General features: G+C 63.6%; 23 protein-coding genes. 7 read left to right on the top strand and 16 right to left on the bottom strand.

Annotated features, from left to right (window positions below):
• The first annotated feature begins 29 nt into the window (after nucleotides 1-29).
• The gene (locus HDE77_RS15480; RefSeq protein ID WP_184418722.1) at nucleotides 30-1,430 is read left to right on the top strand and encodes an aminotransferase class III-fold pyridoxal phosphate-dependent enzyme; all 1,401 of its coding nucleotides are present in this window, start codon (nucleotides 30-32) and stop codon (nucleotides 1,428-1,430) included.
• Between the two features lie 104 nt (nucleotides 1,431-1,534).
• Here the strand turns inward: HDE77_RS15480 and HDE77_RS15475 are convergent, their stop codons facing one another.
• On the bottom strand, nucleotides 1,535-2,770 hold the full coding sequence (locus HDE77_RS15475) for a beta-ketoacyl-[acyl-carrier-protein] synthase family protein (protein WP_184418720.1): 1,236 nt from the start codon (nucleotides 2,768-2,770) through the stop codon (nucleotides 1,535-1,537).
• Nucleotides 2,770-3,042: a phosphopantetheine-binding protein gene (locus tag HDE77_RS15470; RefSeq protein WP_184418718.1), complete on the bottom strand. Its 273-nt coding sequence runs from the start codon at nucleotides 3,040-3,042 to the stop codon at nucleotides 2,770-2,772. The genes HDE77_RS15475 and HDE77_RS15470 overlap by 1 nt, the downstream gene beginning before the upstream one ends.
• A 68-nt stretch (nucleotides 3,043-3,110) precedes the next feature.
• Here HDE77_RS15470 and HDE77_RS15465 point away from each other — a divergent pair, with 68 nt between their 5' ends.
• Both HDE77_RS15465 and HDE77_RS15460 read left to right on the top strand, forming a co-directional pair.
• Nucleotides 3,111-4,193: a GNAT family N-acetyltransferase gene (locus HDE77_RS15465; RefSeq protein ID WP_184418716.1), complete on the top strand. Its 1,083-nt coding sequence runs from the start codon at nucleotides 3,111-3,113 to the stop codon at nucleotides 4,191-4,193.
• Between the two features lie 30 nt (nucleotides 4,194-4,223).
• On the top strand, nucleotides 4,224-5,105 hold the full coding sequence (locus HDE77_RS15460; protein ID WP_184418714.1) for an arginase family protein: 882 nt from the start codon (nucleotides 4,224-4,226) through the stop codon (nucleotides 5,103-5,105).
• Between the two features lie 127 nt (nucleotides 5,106-5,232).
• Here the strand turns inward: HDE77_RS15460 and HDE77_RS15455 are convergent, their stop codons facing one another.
• The 13 genes from HDE77_RS15455 to HDE77_RS15395 form a co-directional block, all read right to left on the bottom strand.
• Nucleotides 5,233-6,444, bottom strand: a complete 1,212-nt coding sequence (locus HDE77_RS15455; RefSeq protein WP_184418712.1) for a DegT/DnrJ/EryC1/StrS family aminotransferase — start codon at nucleotides 6,442-6,444, stop codon at nucleotides 5,233-5,235.
• A gap of 22 nt (nucleotides 6,445-6,466) precedes the next feature.
• On the bottom strand, nucleotides 6,467-6,874 hold the full coding sequence (locus HDE77_RS15450; protein ID WP_184418710.1) for an EamA family transporter: 408 nt from the start codon (nucleotides 6,872-6,874) through the stop codon (nucleotides 6,467-6,469).
• On the bottom strand, nucleotides 6,871-7,251 hold the full coding sequence (locus HDE77_RS15445; protein ID WP_184418708.1) for an EamA family transporter: 381 nt from the start codon (nucleotides 7,249-7,251) through the stop codon (nucleotides 6,871-6,873). The genes HDE77_RS15450 and HDE77_RS15445 overlap by 4 nt, the downstream gene beginning before the upstream one ends.
• The gene (locus HDE77_RS15440) at nucleotides 7,251-8,087 is read right to left on the bottom strand and encodes an alpha/beta fold hydrolase (protein ID WP_184418706.1); all 837 of its coding nucleotides are present in this window, start codon (nucleotides 8,085-8,087) and stop codon (nucleotides 7,251-7,253) included. The genes HDE77_RS15445 and HDE77_RS15440 overlap by 1 nt, the downstream gene beginning before the upstream one ends.
• Before the next feature lie 85 nt (nucleotides 8,088-8,172).
• Nucleotides 8,173-9,099, bottom strand: coding sequence for an HlyD family efflux transporter periplasmic adaptor subunit (locus tag HDE77_RS15435; protein WP_184418705.1), 927 nt, complete (start codon nucleotides 9,097-9,099; stop codon nucleotides 8,173-8,175).
• Nucleotides 9,100-9,197: 98 nt separating this feature from the next.
• Complete coding sequence (locus tag HDE77_RS15430) at nucleotides 9,198-9,950, bottom strand: ABC transporter ATP-binding protein (RefSeq protein ID WP_184418703.1); 753 nt, start codon at nucleotides 9,948-9,950, stop codon at nucleotides 9,198-9,200.
• 5 nt (nucleotides 9,951-9,955) lie between these two features.
• On the bottom strand, nucleotides 9,956-11,086 hold the full coding sequence (locus HDE77_RS15425; RefSeq protein WP_184418701.1) for an ABC transporter permease: 1,131 nt from the start codon (nucleotides 11,084-11,086) through the stop codon (nucleotides 9,956-9,958).
• A complete protein-coding gene (locus HDE77_RS15420; RefSeq protein ID WP_184418699.1) occupies nucleotides 11,086-12,588 on the bottom strand; it encodes an efflux transporter outer membrane subunit in 1,503 nt (500 codons plus the stop codon). The genes HDE77_RS15425 and HDE77_RS15420 overlap by 1 nt, the downstream gene beginning before the upstream one ends.
• 173 nt (nucleotides 12,589-12,761) lie before the next feature.
• Nucleotides 12,762-14,165: a sensor histidine kinase gene (locus HDE77_RS15415; protein WP_184418697.1), complete on the bottom strand. Its 1,404-nt coding sequence runs from the start codon at nucleotides 14,163-14,165 to the stop codon at nucleotides 12,762-12,764.
• Nucleotides 14,162-14,851, bottom strand: a complete 690-nt coding sequence (locus HDE77_RS15410) for a response regulator (protein ID WP_184418695.1) — start codon at nucleotides 14,849-14,851, stop codon at nucleotides 14,162-14,164. Before HDE77_RS15410 ends, HDE77_RS15415 begins: the two co-directional genes overlap by 4 nt.
• Nucleotides 14,852-14,990: 139 nt before the next feature.
• Complete coding sequence (locus tag HDE77_RS15405) at nucleotides 14,991-15,530, bottom strand: GNAT family N-acetyltransferase (protein WP_184418693.1); 540 nt, start codon at nucleotides 15,528-15,530, stop codon at nucleotides 14,991-14,993.
• Between the two features lie 5 nt (nucleotides 15,531-15,535).
• Complete coding sequence (locus HDE77_RS15400; RefSeq protein ID WP_184418691.1) at nucleotides 15,536-16,009, bottom strand: SET domain-containing protein; 474 nt, start codon at nucleotides 16,007-16,009, stop codon at nucleotides 15,536-15,538.
• Nucleotides 16,010-16,141: 132 nt separating this feature from the next.
• A complete protein-coding gene (locus tag HDE77_RS15395) occupies nucleotides 16,142-16,525 on the bottom strand; it encodes a helix-hairpin-helix domain-containing protein (RefSeq protein WP_184418689.1) in 384 nt (127 codons plus the stop codon).
• 214 nt (nucleotides 16,526-16,739) lie between these two features.
• On the opposite strand from HDE77_RS15395, the gene HDE77_RS15390 reads away from it, so the two are divergent.
• The 4 genes from HDE77_RS15390 to HDE77_RS15375 all read left to right on the top strand — a co-directional run bounded on the left by HDE77_RS15390 (nucleotide 16,740) and on the right by HDE77_RS15375 (nucleotide 20,960).
• The gene (locus HDE77_RS15390) at nucleotides 16,740-18,164 is read left to right on the top strand and encodes a M20 family metallopeptidase (protein WP_184418687.1); all 1,425 of its coding nucleotides are present in this window, start codon (nucleotides 16,740-16,742) and stop codon (nucleotides 18,162-18,164) included.
• Nucleotides 18,165-18,180: 16 nt separating this feature from the next.
• The gene (locus tag HDE77_RS15385; RefSeq protein ID WP_184418685.1) at nucleotides 18,181-18,888 is read left to right on the top strand and encodes a YggS family pyridoxal phosphate-dependent enzyme; all 708 of its coding nucleotides are present in this window, start codon (nucleotides 18,181-18,183) and stop codon (nucleotides 18,886-18,888) included.
• A 535-nt stretch (nucleotides 18,889-19,423) separates the two neighbouring features.
• A complete protein-coding gene (locus HDE77_RS15380) occupies nucleotides 19,424-20,071 on the top strand; it encodes a C40 family peptidase (protein WP_184418781.1) in 648 nt (215 codons plus the stop codon).
• 238 nt (nucleotides 20,072-20,309) lie between these two features.
• Nucleotides 20,310-20,960: a rhomboid family intramembrane serine protease gene (locus tag HDE77_RS15375; protein WP_184418683.1), complete on the top strand. Its 651-nt coding sequence runs from the start codon at nucleotides 20,310-20,312 to the stop codon at nucleotides 20,958-20,960.
• Between the two features lie 79 nt (nucleotides 20,961-21,039).
• Here the strand turns inward: HDE77_RS15375 and rapA are convergent, their stop codons facing one another.
• Nucleotides 21,040-23,898: an RNA polymerase-associated protein RapA gene (gene rapA, locus HDE77_RS15370; protein ID WP_184418681.1), complete on the bottom strand. Its 2,859-nt coding sequence runs from the start codon at nucleotides 23,896-23,898 to the stop codon at nucleotides 21,040-21,042.
• Nucleotides 23,899-23,999: the final 101 nt, after the last annotated feature.

Below are 23,999 nucleotides of genomic sequence, written 5' to 3'. Positions count from 1 at the left end.
TACTCCTGAATCACTCCGGATCATTCCCCATGAAAATCGACAAGAACGCGCCCGGCTTCATCGACGACGCGCAGCTGCTTGCCGACGAGGCGAAGTACAGCTCGTTCGGCGACACCGTGCATTACGTGGATCCACCGAAGATCTTCCGCCACGGTCAAGGCAGCTACATGTTCGACACGGCCGGCGTGCCGTTCCTCGACCTGCAGATGTGGTACTCGGCGGTCAATTTCGGCTACGGCAACCAGCGCCTCAACAATGTGCTGAAAGAGCAGATCGACCGGCTGCCGCAGGTGGCCAGCCAGTACCTGCACCAGACCCGCATCGAGCTGGCCAAGACGGTGGCGCAGGATGCGAAGAAGAAATTCGGTCTGGACGGCCGCGTGCATTTCAACGTGGGCGGTGCGCAGGCGATCGAGGATTCGCTGAAGATCGTGCGCAATGCCAGCAACGGCAAGAGCCTGATGTTCGCGTTTGAGGGTGGCTACCACGGCCGTACCCTGGGCGCCTCGGCGATCACCTCGAGCTATCGCTACCGTCGTCGCTTCGGCCACTTCGGCGAGCGCGCGATGTTCATCCCGTTCCCGTATCCGTTCCGTCGCCCGAAGGGCATGACGCCGGAAGAATATTCCGACGCCTGCGTGCGCCAGTTCGAGCGTCTGTTCGAGACCGAATACAACGGTGTGTGGGATCCGAAAGTGCAGCAGGCTGAATACGCTGCGTTCTACGTCGAGCCGATCCAGGGCACCGGCGGCTACGTGATTCCGCCGATGAACTTCTTCAAGGACCTGAAGAAGGTGCTCGACAAGTACGGCATCCTGATGGTGGTCGATGAAATCCAGATGGGCTTCTGGCGCACCGGCAAGCTGTGGTCGATCGAGCATTTTGGCGTGACGCCGGACGTGCTGGTGTTCGGCAAGGCGCTGACCAATGGCCTGAATCCGCTGTCCGGTCTGTGGGCGCGCGAAGAGCTGATCAACCCGACCGTGTTCCCGCCGGGCTCGACCCATTCCACGTTCAACTCCAACCCGCTCGGCACCGCGCTGGGTCTGGAAGTGATCAAGATGGGTTACGAGCTGGACTACGAGACCACGGTGCCGAAGAAGGGTGCGCATTTCCTCGAAGGTCTGCGCGATCTGCAGAAGCGCCACAAGGAAATCGGCGACGTCGACGGGCTGGGTCTGGCGCTGCGCGCCGAGATCTGCACCGAGGACGGCTTCACGCCGAACAAGGCGCTGCTCGACAAGATGGTCGACATCGGCCTGGCCGGCGACCTCGAGCACAACGGCAAGAAGATCGGCCTCGTGCTGGACGTGGGCGGCTGGTACAAGAACGTGATCACGTTCGCGCCGTCACTGGACATCACCCATGAGGAAATCGACCTTGCGATTTCGCTGCTTGATCAGTTGCTGACCAAAGCCAAGAAGGCGTAATGTCGGCCGCGCGTCGGCCATGCGCAAAAGGAACCCGGCGGTTTACCGCCGGGTTCTTCTATTTGGAGCGCGTGTGGTTGGAGCGGCCCCGTTCGGAGCGAGATTCAGGGCGCGCGTTTGAGAGCGAGTACCGCGTTGAGTCCACCGAACGCGAACGAGTTGCTCAGCGCCGCACGCACCGGCATATCCCGGCCGACATTCGGCACGTAATCCAGATCGCAAGCCGGGTCTACCTCGTCCAGATTCGCGGTGGGTGGCACCGCACTGTCACGCAGCGCGCCGACCACGGCGACCAGTTCCAGCGCGCCGGAAGCGCCCAGCGCATGACCGTGCATCGACTTGGTCGACGACACGGCGAGGCGATCGGCGTGTGTCCCGAACGCGAGGCGGATCGCCCGGGTCTCGGTCGAATCGTTGGCCTGCGTACCAGTGCCGTGGGCATTGATGTAGTCGACGTCCTCCGGCGACAGGCCAGCATCGGCCATCGCCTGACTCATCGCGGCAGCCGCACCGGTCGCGTTGGGCATCACGATGTCGGTGGCGTCCGCGGTCATGCCGACGCCGGCCACTTCGGCCAGGATTACGGCGCCGCGCGCCTGCGCATGTTCCAGCAGTTCCAGCACGAAGATGCCGGCACCTTCGCCGAGTACCAGACCGCGACGGTTGATGCTGAACGGGCGACAGGTATCGTCAGCCAGTACACGCATGGCTTCCCACGCGCGCAAGGCGCCATAGGTCAGACAGGCTTCGGTGCCGCCGGTAACGGCGACATCCGCCATGCCGTAGCGGATCAGCTGCGCTGCCTGGATGATGGCGTGGTTTGCCGAGGCGCAGGCGCTGGCGACCGCAAAGGTCGGTCCACGCAGGCCATAGGCAATGCTGATCTGGCTGGCCGACGCGTTAGTCATCACCCGCACGATGGTCAGCGGGTGCGCGCGCGGGGAATTCTCCCCGTACAGCCGCTTGCTCTGTTCATCCTGGGTATGTTCGCCACCGACGCCGGTGCCGACCACCACCGCCGTGCGCACGCCGAGTTCGTTCTGGCTGAAGTCCAGCCCGGATTGCGTGATCGCCTCACGTGCCGCATGCAGCGCGAATTCGGAGGTGCGATCGAGCATGATCAGGGTGCGTTCTTCGATATTTGCGGCCGGATCGAAACTGTCCGGCACCTGGGCGGCAACTTTCACGCGCAGGCGGTGGGCATCGGGATGGCGCAATGGACCGATTGCGCTGCGACCTTCGCGCAACCCTTGCCACAGCGCCTCGGCGCCAACGCCAAGCGGGCTGATCGCGCCCATGCCGGTGATCACGACCCGGCGCATCTGTGGAACCGTAGGCATTACTTCGATCCTTCGCCTGCAGCAGCTTTTTCGTCCAGCGCTTTCTGCACCGCATCGACCAGGCTCTGCGTCGTGTCGGTGTCGAAATTGGCACCTTGCTGGTCAGGGAAGGTAATGTTGAAGTGTTCCTCAATGTCGAAGATCACTTCGATCGCTTCCAGCGATTCGATACCGAGGTCCTTCAACGTGGACTCCGGCTTGATCGTGGCCACGTCGAGCTTGGCCTGCTTGGCGATGATGTCGAAGACTTGTTGCTGGGTCGTATCGGTCATGACGGGTCGGTTCCTGGCTGCGCGCGACAATGTTACGTATGAATCAGTCTAGGCGAACTTGCTTACCCATGTCTTTCATTGCCCAATTGGAACCGGATGCCCTGCTCGAGGCCTTCACGGCTCATCCACCGCTGGGATTCGCGGTGGACGAGTCACCGCAGGGCATGCCCTGCTTTCTGGCGCCGTTCAATCTGCTGACCACGGCGGATGATACGCTGCGGCGACGGATCACCCGGTTTCCGCTGTACCGCTGGTGGGGGCGTCTGTTGCAATGGCGTACGCGCTTCGCCGGTACAACCGTGTCCGAATATGCGCCCTTGCCGCGCGCGGTGTCACCCGTTGAGCTGGCACAAGGGCTGAAGGCCGCCTATGGGCGGGAATGCAAGTTGCTGATCGTCAAGGACATCGCGCAGGATTCGCCGTTGCTCAGTGACGCCGAAAACACTTATGCGCGCGCGTTCGCCGATGCCTGCGAAGCGCAGGGCTATGTGCTGCTGGAAGGACAGGCGCTGGCGTGGCTGCCGATTGATTTCGGGTCAGACGATGAGTATCTGGGAAGGCTGTCGTCCGGGCGACGGAAGAATATCCGGCGCAAGCTGCGCTCGCGCGCCGATCTGGAGATCGAAGCGGTGCGCACGGGCGAAGCGCGCTTCAACGACGCGGCCACACTGGCGCAGTTTCAGGCGTTGTTCGACAACGTGTATGCGCAAAGTGAAGTCCACTTCGATCAGCTGAGTGCGGCGTTTTTCCGCGCCTTGTTGCAGGATGCCGACAGCGGCGGCGTGGTATTCGTCTATCGTCACGCAGGGCAGATGATCGGCTGGAATCTCTGCTACGAACATGGCGGCAAGCTGATCGACAAATACGTCGGCTTCGCCTACCCGCAGGCACGCGAGCACAACCTTTATTTCGTCAGCTGGATGCACAACCTGGATTACGCGCGGCAGCGGGCGCTGACCCATTACGTGGCTGGCTGGACGGATCCCGAAGTGAAATCCTTCCTCGGCGCACGCATGACGTTCACCCGCCATGCGGTATATGCACGCAACCCGCTGCTGCGCGCGCTGTTGCGCCGCCTCGGCGGTCATTTCGAAAGCGACCGCAGCTGGCAGGCAACGCAGCTGGAAGACAGTGCAGGTCATAAATCGTGAAGCAGGTGAAGCCGTGGCGGAGAGCACCCGATGAATGACCTTGCGAACCGACCGGTCGTGCTCGACATCGACCGTTCGGTCGGACCGCTGCCTGATCGGTTGGTATTGCCGTTGGAGCATTGGCAGGAATCCATCCGCTTCGGGTGTTCGCTGGCGACGATGCGGCGTTTCAGCACGATGCTGGATGAGCTGCTGCCCGCGCAGTACGGCACGGTGTTCATGGGCAGCGGCGATTTCCATCATCTGAGCTGGCCGCTGATCGCACGCCTGCGACCGCGCACACCGTTCCAGGTGGTGGTGCTGGACAATCACCCGGACAACATGCGCTTCCCGTTTGGTGTGCATTGCGGTTCATGGGTGCGCCGTGTGGCGATGCTGCCGATGGTCAGTCAGGTGCATGTGCTCGGCATCACTTCGGCCGACATCGGCGCAGGTCATGCCTGGGAAAACTACCTGACCCCGCTGCTGCGCAAAAAGCTGACCTACTGGTCGATGGGCGTGGACACCGGCTGGGCGAATCATCTCGGCCTGGCGCGCGCATTTCGTGGCTTTGACACGCCTGAGGCGTTGGTGGACGCGTTTGTTGAATCGCAACGTACGCAGACCGCGCCGAGCTACCTGTCGATTGACAAGGATGCGTTCTCGCCCGAGGTGGCACATACCAACTGGGATCAGGGACGTCTGCTGACCGGGCATGCATTGGCGTTGATCGGCAGTCTGCGCAACGGGCTGGTCGGTAGCGATATCAATGGTGAGGTATCGCAGTACCGCTATCAAAGCTGGTGGAAACGCCGGCTGTCCGCGATGGATGAGCAGCCCGAGATTGATTCGGCACAACTGGCCGGCTGGCAGGCGCAGCAGCATGCGCTGAACCTGCAATTGCTGGAGGCGATTGCGACGAAATCCGGTTGACTCCGCACTGGTGTAGGAGCGCACCCTGTGCGCGATGCTCTTGTGGGAGCGACTTCAGTCGCGATTGCACTACCAGGGCTTCTCGTACCATCGCGACTGAAGTCGCTCCCACAGGAAAGCCACGCGCTCAGGCCAGCACGGCTTCCAGCGTGCGGCAGATCGTCTCGAAGTCCTCGTCATCCAGCCACGGGCTGTTGCTGATGGTCATGCTGCGCGCGGCAAAATCACGCGCGTTCGGCACATCCTGCGCGGGCACGATCTCGCCGAGATAGGCGTAGTCGGGCAGGGCGTCGATGAACAGGCGACTGACTCCCATGCCCGATTGCCACAGCTGTTCGAGCGCGGCATCGCGGCGTTGCTGGTTGGGCAACAGCAGCAGCAGGAAGGGCCAGGTGCCCTGTGCGCCTGGCGAATCATCGAGCACCTTGATGCCATCGATCGCACGCAGTCGCGGCAATCGACGCTGCGCTTGCGCTGACAGCTGATCGAGAAACTCCGGCAGGCGCGCTGCCGCGTGCGCGCCGACACTTTGTCGCCAGCGACCGACCCGATGCAGTGGGATCGTCAAAGGGAAATCATCACCGACGGCGGCGACCGGGTCGCCGTGGCGCAGTGCATTGCGCAAGGGGTTGCCATAAGCCAGCCGCAACCCGCCGGGTCGATACAGTGCGGCGTATCCAATCAACTCCATGCTGCGGCGGCACTCCATCCATGCACTCGTCGGCATGATGCGCGCAGCGGTCTGTGCGAGCAGTTCGCGCAGCGAAGGGTCACGCGCGAGCAGCAGACCGCCTTCATAGATCGACAGCCCCTTGCCCGCTGCCAGGCTGAAAAAACCGATGTCGCCGAGCAAGCCGACACTGACGCCATCACAACGTGCACCAAGAGCCTGTGCGGCGTCTTCCACCACATAGGCGCCGACGTTGTTTGCAACCGCCAAGGCGTCGGTAACGTCGGCGACGCGACCGGCGAGATGAGTGGGAATGATTGCCAGCGTACGTTCGTCGCAGGCTGCGCGTAGTGCAGCCGGATCCAAGTCATAGTGGCCTGCACGCAGATCGCATAGTTGCAGCTCCAGCCCGGCCTGCTGCACCGCGATCGCAACCAAGGGGCAAGTGTAGGCAGGCACTACGACGCGACGGCGCTGCGGCTGCAAGGTGCGCAGTGCGGTCAGCGTGATCAGCAGACAGGCGGTGCCTGAGCATTCCAGTTGCAATGTTGACACGCCCAGCTGCGCCGCGATGTCAGCAGCCAGCGTCGCCGGGCCGGGACGCAGATCACTCAGCCGTAACGGCAGGCCAGCGGTTGGTGGCAGTTCCTGGTGGCGACGTGGAAGCATGCGCGCAGCGTACCGTGATGGCTCAGGCTTGCGCCGGCTCGGGTTCGACTTCGGCCGGGTGCTCGCGGCTTTCAGCCAGGCCCAGGCAGATGATGCCTGCGATGATCGCGATCGCGCCCAGCACGCGGGCCAGGTTCAGATGCTCGTTGAACAGCCACACCGACAACAGCATTACCGACACCACTTCCAGATGCGAAGCGGCGAAAGCGGGGCCGATGGGTGCGTGCTTGAGCAGGCTCATCCAGGTAAAGAATGCCCCGACGTAACCCACCACGGCACCGTAAATCCAGGGCTGACCGAACACGCGCAGCACCCATGCAAGACTTGCCGCGACCGGCAACGCATGTGTGCCGGCGTACTTGAAGCTGATCTGCGCCAGCGTGTCGAACGTCATCAGCAGCAGGAAGCCGATCAGATAGAAGCGTTTCATCCGCCGACTCCCACGATCACCACGCCGAGCGTCACCAGCAGGATGCCGGCGACCCGTAGCCGGGTCAGTTTTTCGCCAAACAGGAAACGGCCGGCGACCATGATGGCGACGATATTGATCGAGCCCAGCAGCACGCCTTCGGATAGCGGGATCAGCGACAGAAACGCGATCCACACCAGGAATTCGATGACATAGCAGCTGATGCCAAGCCACAGCCATGGACGCGAGGCCATGTGCTTCCAGCGCGCCAGGCCGTCGCCGGCTTCTTCATCGCCGGCAGCTGCCTTGAAGGCGAGCTGGCCACCGGTGTCGAGCACTATGTTGAACAGCCACAGGCCGGCGACCAGGGTCGAGATGGAACCCGTTGCCGGTGTCATCAGGCGGCGACGCGCTGCATGGTGTCGGCGGCCGCAATGCTGTCGAAGAACGCGGCCGACCGCTCGATCAGCGTACGGCGTTCCTTGTCGATAGTGATCATGTGGTAGCTGTCTTTGAGCAAAAGCAGCTCGGCTGGCGCGCTGACTTCGCGCATCACCAGCTCGGCATTCTTCAGGCTTGCGACATCGTCTTCGCTCGCGTGCGCGACCAGGCACGGTGCCGTCACCTGCGATAGTTGGCTGCGAACTTCGGCGGCCAGGCCATACATCTCGGCCAGCGAATACCAGGGGTTGCCGGGCAGACCGGCGGCGGCGCTGTCACCGCCGAGCATCGCCGAGCTGACCTGCGCGCGAAGTCGCTCATCGCGAATGCCGTAAGGCGGTTGTTCCATGAAGCTGCGGTTGCGGCCGATGCCGAGTTTCTTGAACCATGGCAGCAGGAACGACAGGCGCGCGGCCCACGGAATGCTCCAGCCGTCATAGCGGAACGTGGCGCCATACACGCCAACACCGGCGATCTGATCCGGCCGATCCGCGGCCAGTTTCAGTGCCAGCAGTGCGCCCATCGACAAGCCACCGACGAATAGATGATCGACCTTGCCGAGCAAGTCGTCCGCGGCATTTTCGACGCTGGCGTACCAGTCCTGCCAGCTCGTAGCGAGCAGATCCTCGACGTTGCCGCAGTGGCCGGCCAGCTGCATGCCGTGCACGGTGAAGCCGGCGCGGTTCAGCCCCTTGCCGAGCAGCCGCATTTCCGTCGGCGTGCCGGTGAGGCCGTGGATCAGCAGCACACCGCTGCGGCCACCCTCGAAGAAAAATTCAGTCTGCTGGATCACGCAATTACCCTGTAGAAAGCGGGCCGCGTGTCATGCAACCCACAGCGGTCCTTGATGCCTTACAGGGTCGCAGATCGCGGTTTCCTCAGTCTTTCGGGGTCACGGCGGCGGGCGCTTTGGGGGTGCCGAAGCGAACAATCACGCGCTGTCCGATGCGCAGGTCCTGCGGCTGGTCGAAGGCCAGCACGCACTCCACCGTACGCGCGTTCGCGCGTATCTGCGGGTCGTTCTCCAGCGTGGCCGGGCCATATACCTGGCCAATGCGCAGCACGTGCGCACTCCACTGCACTGCACCGGGGCCACTGTCGGCGACCACGTCGGCATGCATGCCAGGCTGGATCACTCCGACAAAACTCTCATTGAGCTCGGCGCGCACGATCCGCGGTTTCTCCGGCAGCAAGGTGAACAACGGGCCGGAGGAGGGCGAAACGCTGGCGCCGGGCTGGGCCGATACCTGCACCACGTCGGCATCGAAGGGCGCGAGTAGATTGCGCTGTTTCAACTCGTAGCGTGCTTCGGCCAGTTTCTGGCTGGCCATGCGTACGGCTGCATCAGCCGCCACACGTCCCGCTTCGAGTTGGGCCGAGGCTTCGCGTGCGTCGTCGGCGCTCTGACCGTCGCCGGCACCGGCGGCCACGGCTGCTGTCAACCGCTGCGCACGCTGTTTTGCCACAGGCTGCTGGATGTCGAGCAGTTTCAGCTGCGCCTGTGCCTGTTCCAGTTGCGCTTGCGCGCCGTCCACGGCCAGCGTGGCCGGCTCGGTGTCCAGCGCGGCCAGCAGCTGCCCCTGTTTGACGCGATCGCCTTCATGCACGGCGACCCTTGCGATGGTGCCTTCACGCGGCATTGAAAGCGTCAGCAGACCACCTTCTATGTCGATCTTGCCGCGCGCCACTGCGGCATAGGTGGCGACAGGTTTCGCTGGGCCACTGGTCGGCGTATCGGTGGACTTTGAGCAGGCGGTCAACAACCACAGCAGCGAGACCGTGAGACATGCGAGGCGGTCAAACATCGCGGCCCGCGAGCGACGCTGCGAATGGGGTGCAGACGGCTTCAAGATGGGCGGTCGCCTGACGGACTGACGGATAGACGGATTCACGAAGGACGGACTCACAAAGGAAGTTCCTTGCTGTCGATGACCGGCGCATGCGTGCGCCAGTCGCTGAGAATGCGCCCGTCTTCCATCGCCAGCACGCGGTCGGCATGCACGACCAGACGAGGATCGTGGCTGACGCACAGTACCGTGGTGCCGTGCGTGCGGGCGATACGGTGCAGGATGTCGATGATCATCTGGCCATTGGCCGCGTCAAGCGCGCTGGTCGGTTCATCGGCAAACAGCAGCTCCGGCTTCTTCGCGAGCGCACGGGCAATTGCTACGCGCTGCTTTTCGCCGCCGGACAACTCCGATGGTCGCAGTCGCATGCGATGGGCCAGACCGACTTCCTCCAGGGAGCTTTGCGCGCGCGCACGCGCTTCGTTGCGCGACAGCCCCATGTGATTCAACGGCAACTCAACCTGCTCGAACGCGCTCAGTGCGGGGAACAGATTGAAGCCCTGGAAGACAAAGCCGGTGTGTTGCAGGCGGAAACGTTCCAGCGCACGCATATCAAGTTGGCCCAACTCGCTGCCGAGGGCATGCACGCGGCCGCTGTCGACCTTTTGCAGGCCGCTCAGGATGGCCAGCAGCGTGCTTTTGCCGCAGCCGGAAGGGCCGGAGATCAGGGTCAGTTCGCCGGCATCGAGACTCAACGAGAGACCGTCCAGCACCTGCGTGCGCTGTTGGCCGGAGACAAACGCCTTGCTGATGTTTTCGGCCAGCAAGGCAGGTGTGCGCAAGGGTTCGGCGGCAGTGGCAGTTTGCATCGCGACTACCTCAACAACGTGGCGGGGTCGGCGCGATGCAGGCTGCGCATGGCGGCCAGCCCGGAAACCGCGGCCAGGCCCATGACCAGGACGATGCAGACCAATACCGCCGGCAGAGTCAGCACCACCGGCACATCCTGGCTGCGTGCCAGCAGCATCAGCACGATACCGAGCAGTCCGGCGCCGAGCAGGCCCAGCGCACCGACCCAGAACGCCTGTTCCAGTACGACCCGGCGCAACGCTGCCACGCCGACGCCAAGCGCATTGAGCGTCGCGTACTCGCGCACCGAGCCGTTCACGGCGGCGATCAGGGTCTGGCTGGTGATCACGGCGCCCACCAGGAACACGATCCCAGCCAGGAACAGTACACCGGCGCCCGCGCCGGTATCGAACAGCCAGTAGAGCACCGAGCGGCGTGCGAAATCCTTGGCGCTCCAGGTCGTGTAAGGGCCAAATGCCGTGTCGCCGCGCAGGCGCGCAGCCACCGCATTGGCCTGGCGCGGGTCGCGCAGCTTGGCCACCAGGTAGGTCGGACCAATGTCCGCTGGATCCTCGTCCAGCTCCCGCGCCGTGTCCAGCGAGCAGAGTACGTTGACCCCGCCCAGTGCACGCAGGCCACTGCTGATCCCCACCACTCTCACCTGGTGGCCATTGATGGTGGCCGTCTGGCCGATGTCGACGCCCAGCTGATTCAGCACGGAACGGTCGACAACGACTGCATCCGGTTCCGCCAGCCGTGCGCGCAAGGATGGCGGCAATGCCTTGGAAAACATCAGGGCATCGGGGCTGGGGTCGATACCGGACACAAACACCGAGACCCCGCCGGTCTCGGCCGGCCCGCGCCAGTCACCGTCGACCCAGATATAGGGCTCGACGCGCAGCACGGCCGGATCCATCAGCACACGCGATTCCACGTCAGCATCGATCGTTCGTCCCGAGCCCACGCTCTGGGTGCCGGGATAGCCCACCCACACGTCGGCCGACGAACCGGTGATGTACAGGCTGGTGCTGCCGAAGATGCCCAGCACCAGAGCTAGCTGCAGCAGCTGCAGCAGGCCAGCGAAACCCACTGCCAGCATGGCCGGCAGAAAACGTCGCCATTCGTAGATCAGTGTCTTGCGCGCGAGTGCCACCATCAGCGATTGGCCTCGCCGTTCGCGCTGGAGGTTGCGGACCCTGCAGACGGCGGTGTCGATGACAATTCCGGCGCCACCTTTGACTCGTTGGATGCCGACGGCAACGGCGCGCCACCGAGGGCCTTGAACAGGGCCACGTAGGCCAGACTGTGTCCGGCGCGAGCATCAGCCAGTTCGATGGCTGCCTGATCGACGGCAACCTTACTCTCGGCAAGCTCGAGCGGGCTGCCTAGTTGCAGTCCGACCCGGGTTTGCACTGCCAGGTCGCTATGTTGCAGAGCCTGCCAGGCGAGCGTGCTGTGCAGTTCGCGTTGCTGTTGTTGCTGGAGGCTGCCCAGCGCGGTTTCCACCTCGGCCGCGCCTTGCAGTACGGCTTGCCGGTAAGCCAGCACGCTGGCCTGCAGCTCGTATCCCTTGGCGTGTGTGGCTGCGATCCGAATGCCCCAGTCGAACAGTGGAATATTCAGTACAGGTCCCAATGAATCGATGGCATTGGGGGTGGTTACGCGCTTGTGGTTGTTGTTGATATCAGTAGCCCAGTCGATCGAGCCGCCCAGGCCGATGCTGGGAAACATGTCGGCGTGGGTCAGCGCCAGCTCGCCAGCGGCTTGCAGTACATCAGCCTCGGCGCGCGCAATCTCCGGACGCGTCCGCAACAGGTCGGCCGGGGTACTGTCCAGTTGCCAGGCACCCAGTTCGGGTTGTGTGCCGGGCTGCAGCCATGTCGGATCGGGATGGTTCTGACCGAGCAGTACGGCCAGGCGTTGCGCGCTGGCGTTGACCGCCTGCCGGGGCACGGTCAATGCGGCATCGGACTGTGCAACGAGCGCCTGTGCCTGATCCACCGCGCTGGGCGCCACCAGCTGCAGACGCTGACGCGTCTGCAGCAATTGCCACTGACGCAGGCGGGTATCGCTGATCTGCGACAGCAGAAGTTCCTGTTGTTGTGCTGTACGCAGCTCGATCCATTCGCGCACCACTTCGGCGACCAACGACACTCGTGCTGATTGCAGATCGGCAACGCTGCCATCCAGCGCGCCCTGCGACGCGCGTCGAGTGCCTTCGGCGCGACCAAAAAATCCGAATTCCCAACTTGCATCGAAGCCGATGACCTCGTACGAGGCGCTGGCGTCCGGGTCGATCACGTCATCGGTGCGCGCTACCAGCGAGGGCAGGTAGCGTGCTGAGGCACGATCGTGCAGCGCACGCGTCGCGCGCAACCGCTCGATGGCCTGGGCCACATCGAGATTGTTGGCCAATGCACGATCGACCAGCGCGTCGAGTTCGGGGTCGCCGAACGCATGCCACCAGCCATGCAGGTCGGTCGCCCTGGCCGGATCCGAGGCCACGGCATGCTGCCATTGTGCAGGCAGCGGCGCTGCCAGCTTGGGCAGCGGCGCGGCGCAGCCGGCCATCCCGCAGATCAGTGCGCCGATCAGGCAGCCACGTAGCAGATTGCCGGGGATCGCCCTGGTCAGGATGTCGGTTGGCACGGTCTGCATTTTTCCATGACGAAGTTCTGACGCAGGTGCGCCCAGTCGGTACCTGTGGCGGTTGTTGTTGGTCGTTGAGGCGACTTGATCCATAACTAGGTTGGAGGCGAAGTGCGCACGCACAATAGCTGAACTGAACAAGCGTACACGCCGGCGCGGAGCAAACAGGGTGGTTATGGGTGTCATGCTGCGTGCGTCGCAGGCGGGAAGCGCACCTCGACGCACAGACCGTGCTCTTCGCCAAGTTGGTAGATCACTTCGGCGTGATGCCGCTCGGCAATCCGCTGCACGATCGCCAGCCCCAGTCCGCTGCCTTCCTCGCCGCTGTTGGGGGCGCGAAAAAAGCGCTCGCTCAGGCGCGGCAACAATTCGGGCGGTACGCCGGGGCCGTTGTCTTCGACGATAAGGCTGGCACCACCGTCGGCTTGCGCATGCAAGTTGACGGTAACGGTGCTGCCGCGACCGGCGTAGCGCAAACTGTTGTCGATCAGGTTGTCGAGCATGTCCTGCACACAGGAAGCATCGCCAACGATGCATAGCGGTTGCTTAGGCCCCTGATAGCCCAGATCCACGCCGGCGCCGAGCGCCTCGTGCACACGCAGCGACACCGCGTCGGGAATCAGTCGGCTCAGGTTGAGCAGGCTGCGATCCAGGGCGTCAACCGGCGCCGCCTGCGCGCGGGTCAGCGCCAGCAGTTGCGATGAGGTGCGTGCCGCACGGCGGGTCAGGCGTTGGATATGGGAGAGCGCATCGGCCACCGTTTCTGGCCGTTGGTCGGACAACGCGCGGTCGACATGCAGGCTCAGTCCCGCCAGCGGGGTACGCAGCTGGTGCGCAGCATCGGCGATGAATCGGTCATGCAACGCCAGCATGCTGCGCAGGCGAGCGAACAATGCGTCGATGGTGCGGGTCAGCGGCAGGATTTCCTGCGGCACGTCGGCGCCCCCTATCGGCGTCAATTCGTGCGATCTGGCAGCCAGCCGGGCGGTCAGCGGATCGAGCACGCGCAGGCCATGGTTGACGCCGAACCACACTAGCGACAGCACGCTGACCAGCAAAAGTGTCTGCATCAGGCTCGCCAGCAGCAGGATTTCCCGCGCCTGCAGATGGCGGTCGCGCAGGGTTTCGGCGACGGTAATGGTCAAGGTATCGCTAGGGTCGCGGCTGGCCATGGTGTGAACCGTTGCCGCGCGCAGTTCGTGTTGATCCAGTCGGGAGTCATACAGCGTGGGGGGACCATTGGGTGCAATCGTCTGCGCCAGTTGCTGCAGCCGGCCATTGCCGGCCAGCAGGCCATGCTTGGCGCTGCTCACGCTGAAATAACTGCGGCCATCCGGATCGTATTCGAGCAGGAAGCGCGCCTGCGGCGTCAGTTCGCTGCCGAGCTGGTCGTTACCCAGCATTTTCGCCAGCGTCAGCGCATCGTCGCTGAGGTCGCGGTCGTGCACTCGATTGGCATAGGCCAAGGCGACGCCGTAGGTCAGCAGCGCATCCAGCAGCAGCAGCGCAGCCATCGGAATCAGCAGGAAAATCAGCAGCCGGCGCCGCAGGCTGGGGCGCAGATGACGAGCGTGTGCGTGGTTCATGCCGGATCGTCCACGGATTCGCTGGCTTCCTCGAGCAGGTAGCCAAGACCGCGGATCGTGCGCACGCCCGTACCGCTACCGTGCAGTTTTCGACGCAAGCGGTGGATGGCGATGTCCAGTCCGTTGTCAGTCAACTCCTGGTCCCAGTCGCACAGCGCCTCGATCAGCTGCGCACGGCTGGTGACGCGGTCAGCGCGCAGGGCGAGTGCCTCCAGCAGGCCAAACTCGCGTGCGGTCAGCTCCAGCGGGGTGTCGTCGATCCAGGCGCGGTGTCCGGGCAGGTCCAGCCGCAATCGACCCAGCTGCAATTCCGGTACGCCACGGCTGCTTGCGCGCCGCAGCAGCGCACGTACGCGTGCCTCGAACTCGGACAGTGCGAAGGGCTTGACCAGATAGTCGTCGGCGCCCAGGTCGAGCACGCGAATGCGCTCGGGCAAACCGTCTCGCGCGGTCACTACCAGCACCGGCAGGCCGGCGCCGCGGCTGCGCAGGCGCTGCAACACTTCACTGCCATCGAGAGCGGGCAGGCCGAGATCCAGCACCAGCAAGTCATAGTCGTGATCGCGCAGCGCCCCGTCGGCCAGATTGCCGGCAGCGACATGATCCACCGCATGACCACCTTGCCGCAGCGACGCACAGATGCCTTCGGCGATGGACAGGTCATCTTCGGCAAGCAGGATGCGCATGATGGATTCCGGTGGACGGCGTAAGTTGCGCAGTTTATCGGGTTGCTTCCTGAACGCTGCTGGATGCATGGTGGCGCAGGCGCCCACGAGGAATGCGCTCAGGGCGCGTGTGCCGCCGCCCGGTCTTTGGCTTGTGGGTTCAGGCCCGGGCCTGGCGACGCTCACGATGCGGCGGGTAGTACGCAAACACGTGGCTGTGACTGCCGTAGAAATCCATATCCTCGATATGTTCCCCACCCAGGCGTTCGGCCACCCGATCGGAGGCTTCGTTACCGACACGCACGAGGCTGATCACGCGCGGCGCCTGAAGATGATTCCAGGCGAAGTCCAGCACAGCGTTACCGGCCTCGGTAGCGTAGCCGTGATGACGATGTTCCGGCTTGAGCATCCAGCCCAGTTCCAGATCCGGCCAGCCGTCGGGGTACATCAGGCCGGCACGGCCTATGAATTCGCCGGTGGATTTCAGCTCCAGCGCCCACATGCCACAGCCGCGCAGCTGCCAATGCCCCAGCAACATCGCCAGCGAGCGCCAGGCATTGGTGCGGTCCAGCGGCTCGCCATCGCCGATCCAGCGCGTGCTGTCCGGGTCGGCCAGCATCGCGGCGTAGTCGTTGAAGTGCCGTTCTGTCAGCGCCGTCAGGCGCAGTCGCGCCGTTTCAAGGATAGGAATATCAAACATCGCAATCAGCTGTGGGTGGCATCCAGCAGTCGGGCCAGCGCATGAGTGCTGCTGGCAAGACTCTCGGACCAGGATAAGCCCCTTATTGTCTCACCTGTGACCGAATCGACAAAATCCTCGGCTTGGCCGGGTGGCAGCAGGTGCCGGTAGTCGACCGTGATTTCGGTGCCGGCGGGGAGTTCGGCCAGTGCAAACACGAAGCCAAGATGCCATAGCCCGTTCGGCGTGAAGCTGTGGTTGATGTAGCACTCGTCCGGCCAGTCGGGCGACAGCGTGTAGTAATCCTCGAACCAGCGCGCGCTGGCATGGAACTGTGCGCTGAGCTCCGGTGAGGCGGCGATTTCGGCATGCCGAAAGGTGCTGTCGATGCCGTCCGGTGCCGTGATCACGCGCCCGGCAGTGACGGTTTCGTCGAGAAACAGCCCCTGACCAGCGCCCCGGATGGAGGAATCGGCGACGTGATAGCGCGGAAGAATCATGGCGATCTGCGGATGGCAGGTTGGGCGCGCGAGTGTACCGCAAGCGGCGCGACCTACCAGGGTCACGCCGTCCGCTTTAGTCAGTGCAAGTTCTCGCCGGGCAGGCAGCCCGTTGACTACTTTTCCTGTTCATTACTCTTCAGTGGCAGCTGGAGTCTTGGCCACCGACTTTTTTTGGCTGCTCTTTTGACTAACGGGCTTGCTCTGGGCTGGCTTGCTGTCCGCCTTTGCAGCGGGATCGGCGGGTCCGCCAGTCAGCAGGATGGCCGCACGATTGCGTTCAAGCGTCTTCGGGCCGAAACCCTTGACCTGACTCAGATCGTCGACGCTCTTGAAGGGTCCGTGGGCATCGCGCCAGGCCACGATGGCCTGTGCCTTGGAGTTACCGATGCCGTCCAGCGATTTGGCCAGCGTGGCGGCATCGGCCGTGTTGATGTTGACCGGCGTGGCCGCCAACAACCATCCAGGCAGCGCGAGAGTGAGTGCAAACGCAATTACGGCAAGTTTCTTGAACATGGCCTTCTTCCTTGAGTGGTGATGGCGGCAGCCCCGGTGCCGCGAACTCACTATCGTCGAGCGGCGGCAAGCGGCGCAGTAGGGGTGGCCGCAATGCTGGCGTGCGGCATGTGCGCGGGCAGCCGTGGGTGCAGCCCGAGCGGGTGTGGGCGCCTGCGGCAGGGTCGAACGGCGCTGCTACAATGTGAATTTGACCGGCTGCCGGAGTTTGACCATGGATACTGCCCGCCTTTCCCACTTTGTCAGCGGTCTGTGGGACGACGAAATCGTGCCGCAGCTGGTCGAATACATCCGCATCCCCAACAAGTCGCCGATGTTCGACGCCAAGTGGGTCGAACATGGCTACATGGATGCGGCGGTGAAGCTGATGGAAAGTTGGGCGCGATCCAAGCTGAGCCAGCTGCCAGGCGCAACCCTCGAAGTGGTGCGACTGGAAGGGCGCACGCCGCTGATCTATATCGAGGTGCCCGGTGAAGGCGACGACACCGTGATGTTGTACGGCCATCTGGACAAGCAGCCGGAAATGACCGGATGGGCCGAAGGGCTCGGTCCGTGGACGCCGGTGATCAAGGGCGACAGGCTGTATGGCCGCGGCGGTGCAGACGATGGCTATGCGATCTTCGGCTCGCTCGCCGCTCTGCTGGCGCTGCATGAACAAGGTGTGCCGCACGCGCGTTGCGTGGTGATGATCGAGGCCTGTGAGGAATCGGGCAGCTACGACCTGCCGTACTACGTCGATCATCTGGCCGCGCGCATCGGCAGTCCATCGCTGGTGGTATGTCTGGACTCCGGTTGCGGCAACTACGACCAGCTGTGGTTGACCACGTCGTTGCGTGGCATGACCGGCGGCAACCTCACCGTGCAGGTGCTGGAAGAGGGCGTGCATTCGGGAGATGCCTCCGGCGTGGTGCCGTCGAGCTTCCGCATCCTGCGTGAACTGCTGACGCGGCTGGAGGATCCGGCCACCGGCCAGATCAAGCCGAAGGAACTGTACGTGGAGATTCCGTCGCAGCGGGTCGCCCAGGCCAAGCTTTCCGCTGAAGTTCTGGGAGCCGATATTTATGACAAGTTTCCCTGGGTCGAGGGCATGCAGCCGGTCACCCACGATCTGGCCGAACTCGTGCTCAACCGAACCTGGCGGCCGCAGCTGGCCGTGACCGGCATCGGTGGCATGCCGCCGCTGGATAGTGCTGGCAACGTCTTGCGACCACTGACGTCGGTGAAGCTCAGTCTGCGCGTGCCGCCCACGCTGAATGGCGCGAAAGCCGGTGAGTTTCTCAAGCAGCTGCTGGAAAAGGATCCGCCGTACGGCGCCAAGGTCACGTTTGCGCTGGAAAAGGATGGCAGCGGCTGGAACGCGCCGCAGCTGTCGCCCTGGCTGGAGCAGGCGGTTGCCGATGCCTCGCAGCATTACTTTGGCGCGCCGCCCACTTACATGGGCGAAGGCGGCAGCATCCCATTCATGGGCATGCTGGGCGAGAAGTTTCCGAAGGCACAATTCCTCATCACCGGCGTGCTGGGTCCGCATTCCAACGCACACGGTCCGAATGAATTCCTGCACATCCCCACCGGCAAGAAGGTCACCATGGTGGTCGCCGAGGTGGTGGCGCAACACCATCAGCAGGGAAGCAAGACCTGAGTCCGGGCTTCGGCGCATGAACGCTGATACCGCCAGCCTGGCCGCCAACTGGTCGCAGATCCGCGAACGCGTCGATGCGGCCTGCCACGCCGCCGGGCGCGATCCGGCCTCGGTGAATATCCTGCCGGTCAGCAAGACGTTCGGCCCGTCGCTGATCCGGGCCGCGGTGGCCCTGGGTCAGCATCGCTTCGGCGAAAACAAGGTGCAGGAAATCCGTGACAAGTCCGCGAAGCTGGCGGACTGCGGCATCGATTGGGTGATGATCGGCCACCTGCAGACCAATAAGGTCAGGGAGGTGGCCCGGCTGGCCAGCGAGGTGCAATCGCTGGATCGGTCGGAACTGGCCGAGGCGCTACATCGCCGACTGCAGGCCGAGGGGCGTGCGATCGACGTGCTGGTGCAGGTCAAAACCTCGCACGAACCGAGCAAATACGGTCTGCCGCCCGAGCAGCTGCCAGCGTTCCTCGACACCCTGCGTGGCTACGACACTCTGCGCGTGCGCGGCCTGATGACGTTGGCGACCCAAACCACCGAGGCCACCGAGGTGCGCGGGTGTTTCCGCCTCTTGCGCGAGCTCCGTGACCGAGTGGGGGCCCAAGGTCATGATCTGCCGCGACTTTCGATGGGCATGAGCGGGGACTTCCCGCTGGCCATTGCCGAGGGTGCCACCGAGATACGCATCGGTACGGCAATCTTCGGTCTGCGCCCCTATCAGGCTGCCTGATAACTTGATCTGTGTCACAAAATCGGGACTGAAATGCCTGTTCGCTGCCTAGGCATGGTTATTTTATGTATTTAAATTAATTAGTTATGTTGTGTGACAGGCAGAATACGGGTTTATGCAACGATCGAGTTTAGTTAACCGCAATCGAACATACCGGGGGCGCCTTCTTGTTAACTTCACACCATAGTCACGTCGTCAGCTTTGTAGGCGGCTAATCCTGTGTTCCCTAGGGGATTTCTCCCGCATGCCAATCAAGCGATTGACCGCCCTCACTGTGCTTGCTGCTGCCTTGCTCGTAGTTGCACCCGTGCAGGCCGACACCACCCAGCCCCACAGCAAGACGCCTCAAGCTAAGCATGTGGCGCAGAAGCAGTCCCACGGCAAAGTCGCCCATGGCAAACCGGCACATGGCAACGGCAAGCTGGCAGCAACGACCCACAAGTCGCAGCACTCTGCACCTGCACCATCCAGCATCGATGATGACGAAGACCTCAGCACCGCGACTGCCGTAGCGGCCGTCGAGCCGAAGCCCGAGCTGACGGTATCGAGCCTGCTTCAGGCCAAATCCTTTACGGCGGACGATTCTTCGGTCGTCGCAGGCAGTCCCGCATGGCTGGGCCATGCGCCGGTGTTCAACCCGGCACAGGTGCTGGTGCAGTCCAGCGAACCCACCTATTTCGGTGGTTTGGCAGCGAGCGGCGCGGCAGACCATGTCGCGGCGACCCCGTCCTCCGAGCAGACCGGCACGAACACATCGGTGTCCGGAAGGATGACCGACGTGCGCAAGGCGTTGATCGCGATGGCGATGGGCCTGCGCGACATCCGCTATGTGCGTGGTGGCCACGATCCGGCGACCGGCTTCGATTGCAGCGGTTTCGTTCGTTACGTGTTCGCCCATGCGATCGGCATGCAGTTGCCGACCAACTCCGCTTCACAGTTCCTGTCCGGTCTCAAGGTCAATCGGGCAGACATGAAGCCGGGTGACCTGGTGTTCTTCCATACCCGCGGCAAGGGCGGCATTTCGCACGTCGGCATCTATATCTCCAATGGCAATTTCATTCATTCGCCGGCCAGCGGTCAGACCGTGCAGATTTCCAGCCTGGACGATGCCTACTGGGCGAAGCACTTCGCCGGGGCCAAGCGTCCGGCAATGGAATTGGCGATGGTGACGCACAACGGTTGAGCTGGTTGTCGCCGGTTCCGTTGCCGCTGAAAGCCGCCGCGAGGCGGCTTTTTCGTGGGGCTTGCATGGCTCGTCCCGGTCGCCGACAACTCCAGCGATGGCGGAGCGATTCGTCATCCCGAATGTCAGCACATGCATTTAACCCCCGGCAGCCCCGGTCATCGTGTCGCAGCTCGCCCCGATGGCATCCGCACATCACAGTCGCTACGCTTGCCGCCTGTCTTTTGGAACTAGCCTGATGCCTTTTGATTTGCCGCCAGTCACGCGCAATCTGCTGATCGCCAATGTGGTCGTGTTTCTGCTGCAACAGGTGGTGGGCGATACCCTGTTGCAATACTTCGCACTATGGCCGTGGGGGCCTGACCAGGTGCTCCAGGCCAGCGAGGGGCTGGTGTCGATCGGGTTCCGGCCGTGGCAGGTGATCACGTATGCGTTCATGCATGGTGGGTTCACCCACATTCTGTTCAACATGATCGCGCTGTACATGTTCGGCGGAACCATCGAACGCACGTTTGGCGCGCGCAATTTCGCCATCTATTACTTTGTATGTGCGATCGTAGCGGCGATATCGCAGCTGATTGTGGTGCAGTGGTTCACCCACGGCTTCTATCCCACGCTGGGCGCTTCGGGTGCCATCTTCGGCCTGCTGCTCGCGTTCGGCATGCTGTACCCGCATGAGAAAGTCATGCTGATCTTTCTGCCGGTGCCGATGCCGGCGTGGCTGTTCGTGACCGGCTACGCCGTGGTGGAACTGGGATTGGGCGTGACCGGCACCCAGGCCGGCGTTGCGCATTTCGCCCACCTTGGCGGCATGCTCGGCGGCTATGTGCTGATCGAATACTGGCGTGGACACCTGCCGCTCAAACCGAAGCGGCTGCTGCTGCGGTAAGCCGGCGCCGCGGTCGCGCTGAAGTGCTCACTGGCCGGTTGACCCGGCCAGACTGTGCCAGTCTCAGCGCAGGCCAGTCTCAGCGCAGCACGAGGAAATCCGGGCTGACCACGAAGCGCACCGCGTCCAGTCTCAGGCGTGATTGCGGCAGTGCGGCCAGCAGTTCGGTTCGTTCGCTGACGATGGCGGCGATTTCCGCCTCGCTGATCGACGGATTCACCGCGCGCAACGCCAGCAGGCGGGACAGTTCGCCGTCCAGCGTGCTGGTGGCCAGGGCCAGTGCATCGTTGATGGTTGCTTGTCCACGCGCCTCGGCGAGCGTTTCCGCGCGCTCCAGCATGGGTGGCACCAGCTTGCCGAGAAATTTGCGATAGCGCGCTACTTCGATGGTACGGCTGGCAGCACGGCGCAGCGATCCGTCGCTCGGTCGGAAGTCAACGCGTTCGGTCAGTTTGGTATCGATGGTGACGACAATCGGCAGCGCTGGCAGGAAGCGCTCGGCATCCAGCCGGCGATCGGCCACGCATTCGAGCACATAGACCGCCTGCAGCAGCGCAGTGCGCACCGGCAGTTCGTCTTCGACCATGAACGCGGCGTTGCCCTGTTCGCCCGACAAGGCCAGATCCACCGCGCCGGCGACCAGCGGATGATCAAGTCGCAGCAGCGGCAACTCTTCGCGCGCCAGCGCCACGGCGCGGGCAAACGTCACCGATTGCGGGCCTTCGGCGAAGCCCGGCAAGGCATCGGTGGCCAGGTATTGCGGATCGAGCAGCAGCACCTGGCCGCCAAGCTCTTCGGCATGGATGCCGAACGCCTCCAGCAGGCGCTGGGTAAACGCGTCACGACCCGGGTCGTGATCCTCGCGGGCAAACGCCTGCTGCAGCTCATCGGCGTGCAAGTCACGGCTGGCAGCCAACTCCAGTAGATGATCGCGACCACCGCGAATGAGCTCCGCCATCTCCTGGTGGCTGGCGCGGGTATCGGTGAGTAGCGCGTCCAGCTCCTGGTCGCGATTGTCGTCGCCGCGGGCATGCTCGTCGGCGAGTCGGGCCAGCGGCTCGCCATAGCGGCGCAGCAGCTCCCGGCCGTCGGCCGGGCTCACACGGAACGCATCGACGCCTTCGTCGTACCAGCGTGCCAGCACATGTTGCGCGCTGTCGGCGACGACGAGGATATGAATGCTGATGTCGTGCTTCTGGCCGATGCGATCCAATCGACCGATACGCTGTTCGAGCAGGTCCGGATCGAGCGGCAGATCCCACAGGATCAGCCGATGGGCAAATTGGAAGTTGCGTCCCTCCGAGCCGATCTCCGAGCACAGCAACAATCGTGCGCCATCGGGCTGGGCGAAGTACGCCGCATTGCGATCGCGCTGCACGATGCCAAGGCCTTCATGGAAACGCGCCACGCCAACACCGCTCTTCGTGCGCAGCGCTTCCTCCAACGCGAGTACCTTGGCCTGGCTGCGGCAGATCAACAGGAATTTATCCTGTGGGTGCTGTTCGAGCAGGGTGATCAGGGTGTCGATGCGCGGATCGCTGCTGTAGTCGACCTCGATCAGGGCCGGCGGTTGCTGGATATCGGCGTGGAATTCGGCCAGCAACGATTGGCGGGTGCTCTCTGCGAGTGATTCGGCAGCGAGGACATGCCATTGCGGCAAGCGTTTGGGAAACCCGCCGATACCGGCGCGACGATTGCGGAACATGGCGCGGCCGGTACCGTGGCGATCGATCAGTGCGGCGAGCAGTTCGCGCGCGTTGACCGCGTTCGTCGATTCCGCCAGTTGTGCGGTGAGCGTTTCGTCGCCCTGAAACGCTTCAGCCAGCATGTGGCGCTGCGCATCATTCAGCGCTTCGCCGTCGAGCAGCCGGTCGGCGATTTTCGATAGTTCCTGAAAGGTATCGGCTTCCGCCAGATAGCCGTCCAGATCGCTGTAGCGCTGCGGGTCGAGCAGACGCAGGCGGGCGAAGTGACCGCTGCGACCAAGCTGCTCCGGCGTAGCCGTAAGCAGGATCACGCCGGGGGTCGAGGCTGCCAGTTGCTCCACCATGGTGTAGCGGGGACTGGCCGTTTCCGGCGACCACGCCAGATGGTGCGCCTCGTCGACCACCAGCAGATCCCACGGCGCAGCGAGCAATTGCGCGGCGTATTTCGGCGAGTTTTCGAGAAAGCTGAAATCGGCGATCACCAGTTGCTCGTCCTCGAACGGGTTGCTGACATTGCCTGCATCCTCATCTTCAGCGGACGGTTGCAGCGCCTCGCAGCGCTCCTCGTCATAGATCGCAAAGCTGAGATTGAAACGGCGCAGCAGTTCGACAAACCACTGATAGACCAGGGTGTCCGGCAGCAGCACCAGCACGCGCGAGGCGCGGCCTGTGGCGAGCTGGCGGGCGATGATCATGCCCGCTTCGATGGTCTTGCCCAGGCCCACTTCATCAGCCAGCAGCACGCGTGGCGGTCGACGCGCGGCGGCGATGCCGGCGACGCGCAACTGATGCGGCACCAGGCCGATGCGTGCCGCACCGAGTCCCCATACCGGAGAGCGGCGTGCTTCGGCGCGGCGCGTAAGGCCTTCCAGCCGCAACTCGAATTGTGCGACGGGGTCGGTGCGCCCGCCAATCAGACGATCGTCGGCCTGGCTCACGCTCTGTTCGTCGTCGAGCTGACCTTCTTCCAGTTCACGGCCTTCACCGCGATAGATCAGCAGTTCATTGCGTATCTCGACCCGCTCGACGAGGAACGCGATGCCCTTGCCGGCGACCCGCTGGCCGGCGCGAAACTCGGCGCGCAGCAGCGGCGCCGAATCCACCGCGTAAGGCCGCAGCACCCCGGCCTTGGCGAACAGCACCTGCACACCACGTCCTTCGACGCGTAGCACCGTGCCGAGACCGAGCTCGGGTTCAGCAGAGGAGATCCAGCGTTGACCAGGTACGAACATTGCACAGCCGTGTAGCGTCGAGGGCCGTCGATTATCCGCCGAGTGGCTGTTGCTGCCTAGGGAAAATGCTATCCAGCTTACCGATGCTGCCCGGGCGATGC

It is taken from the genome of Rhodanobacter sp. MP7CTX1 (genome assembly GCF_014205795.1).
In the GTDB taxonomy this organism is placed as follows: Bacteria; Pseudomonadota; Gammaproteobacteria; order Xanthomonadales; family Rhodanobacteraceae; genus Rhodanobacter.
This window is presented reverse-complemented; position numbering and strand designations above follow the sequence as displayed.

Bases quoted from the DNA above. Each gene is read 5' to 3' on its own strand.
- HDE77_RS15480 (WP_184418722.1), top strand. From the start codon at position 30: ATGAAAATCGACAAGAACGCGCCCGGCTTCATCGACGACGCGCAGCTG.
- HDE77_RS15475 (WP_184418720.1), bottom strand. From the start codon at position 2,770: ATGCCTACGGTTCCACAGATGCGCCGGGTCGTGATCACCGGCATGGGC.
- HDE77_RS15470 (WP_184418718.1), bottom strand. From the start codon at position 3,042: ATGACCGATACGACCCAGCAACAAGTCTTCGACATCATCGCCAAGCAG.
- HDE77_RS15465 (WP_184418716.1), top strand. From the start codon at position 3,111: ATGTCTTTCATTGCCCAATTGGAACCGGATGCCCTGCTCGAGGCCTTC.
- HDE77_RS15460 (WP_184418714.1), top strand. From the start codon at position 4,224: ATGAATGACCTTGCGAACCGACCGGTCGTGCTCGACATCGACCGTTCG.
- HDE77_RS15455 (WP_184418712.1), bottom strand. From the start codon at position 6,444: ATGCTTCCACGTCGCCACCAGGAACTGCCACCAACCGCTGGCCTGCCG.
- HDE77_RS15450 (WP_184418710.1), bottom strand. From the start codon at position 6,874: ATGAAACGCTTCTATCTGATCGGCTTCCTGCTGCTGATGACGTTCGAC.
- HDE77_RS15445 (WP_184418708.1), bottom strand. From the start codon at position 7,251: ATGACACCGGCAACGGGTTCCATCTCGACCCTGGTCGCCGGCCTGTGG.
- HDE77_RS15435 (WP_184418705.1), bottom strand. From the start codon at position 9,099: ATGTTTGACCGCCTCGCATGTCTCACGGTCTCGCTGCTGTGGTTGTTG.
- HDE77_RS15430 (WP_184418703.1), bottom strand. From the start codon at position 9,950: ATGCAAACTGCCACTGCCGCCGAACCCTTGCGCACACCTGCCTTGCTG.
- HDE77_RS15425 (WP_184418701.1), bottom strand. From the start codon at position 11,086: ATGGTGGCACTCGCGCGCAAGACACTGATCTACGAATGGCGACGTTTT.
- HDE77_RS15420 (WP_184418699.1), bottom strand. From the start codon at position 12,588: ATGCAGACCGTGCCAACCGACATCCTGACCAGGGCGATCCCCGGCAAT.
- HDE77_RS15415 (WP_184418697.1), bottom strand. From the start codon at position 14,165: ATGAACCACGCACACGCTCGTCATCTGCGCCCCAGCCTGCGGCGCCGG.
- HDE77_RS15410 (WP_184418695.1), bottom strand. From the start codon at position 14,851: ATGCGCATCCTGCTTGCCGAAGATGACCTGTCCATCGCCGAAGGCATC.
- HDE77_RS15405 (WP_184418693.1), bottom strand. From the start codon at position 15,530: ATGTTTGATATTCCTATCCTTGAAACGGCGCGACTGCGCCTGACGGCG.
- HDE77_RS15400 (WP_184418691.1), bottom strand. From the start codon at position 16,009: ATGATTCTTCCGCGCTATCACGTCGCCGATTCCTCCATCCGGGGCGCT.
- HDE77_RS15395 (WP_184418689.1), bottom strand. From the start codon at position 16,525: ATGTTCAAGAAACTTGCCGTAATTGCGTTTGCACTCACTCTCGCGCTG.
- HDE77_RS15390 (WP_184418687.1), top strand. From the start codon at position 16,740: ATGGATACTGCCCGCCTTTCCCACTTTGTCAGCGGTCTGTGGGACGAC.
- HDE77_RS15385 (WP_184418685.1), top strand. From the start codon at position 18,181: ATGAACGCTGATACCGCCAGCCTGGCCGCCAACTGGTCGCAGATCCGC.
- HDE77_RS15375 (WP_184418683.1), top strand. From the start codon at position 20,310: ATGCCTTTTGATTTGCCGCCAGTCACGCGCAATCTGCTGATCGCCAAT.
- rapA (WP_184418681.1), bottom strand. From the start codon at position 23,898: ATGTTCGTACCTGGTCAACGCTGGATCTCCTCTGCTGAACCCGAGCTC.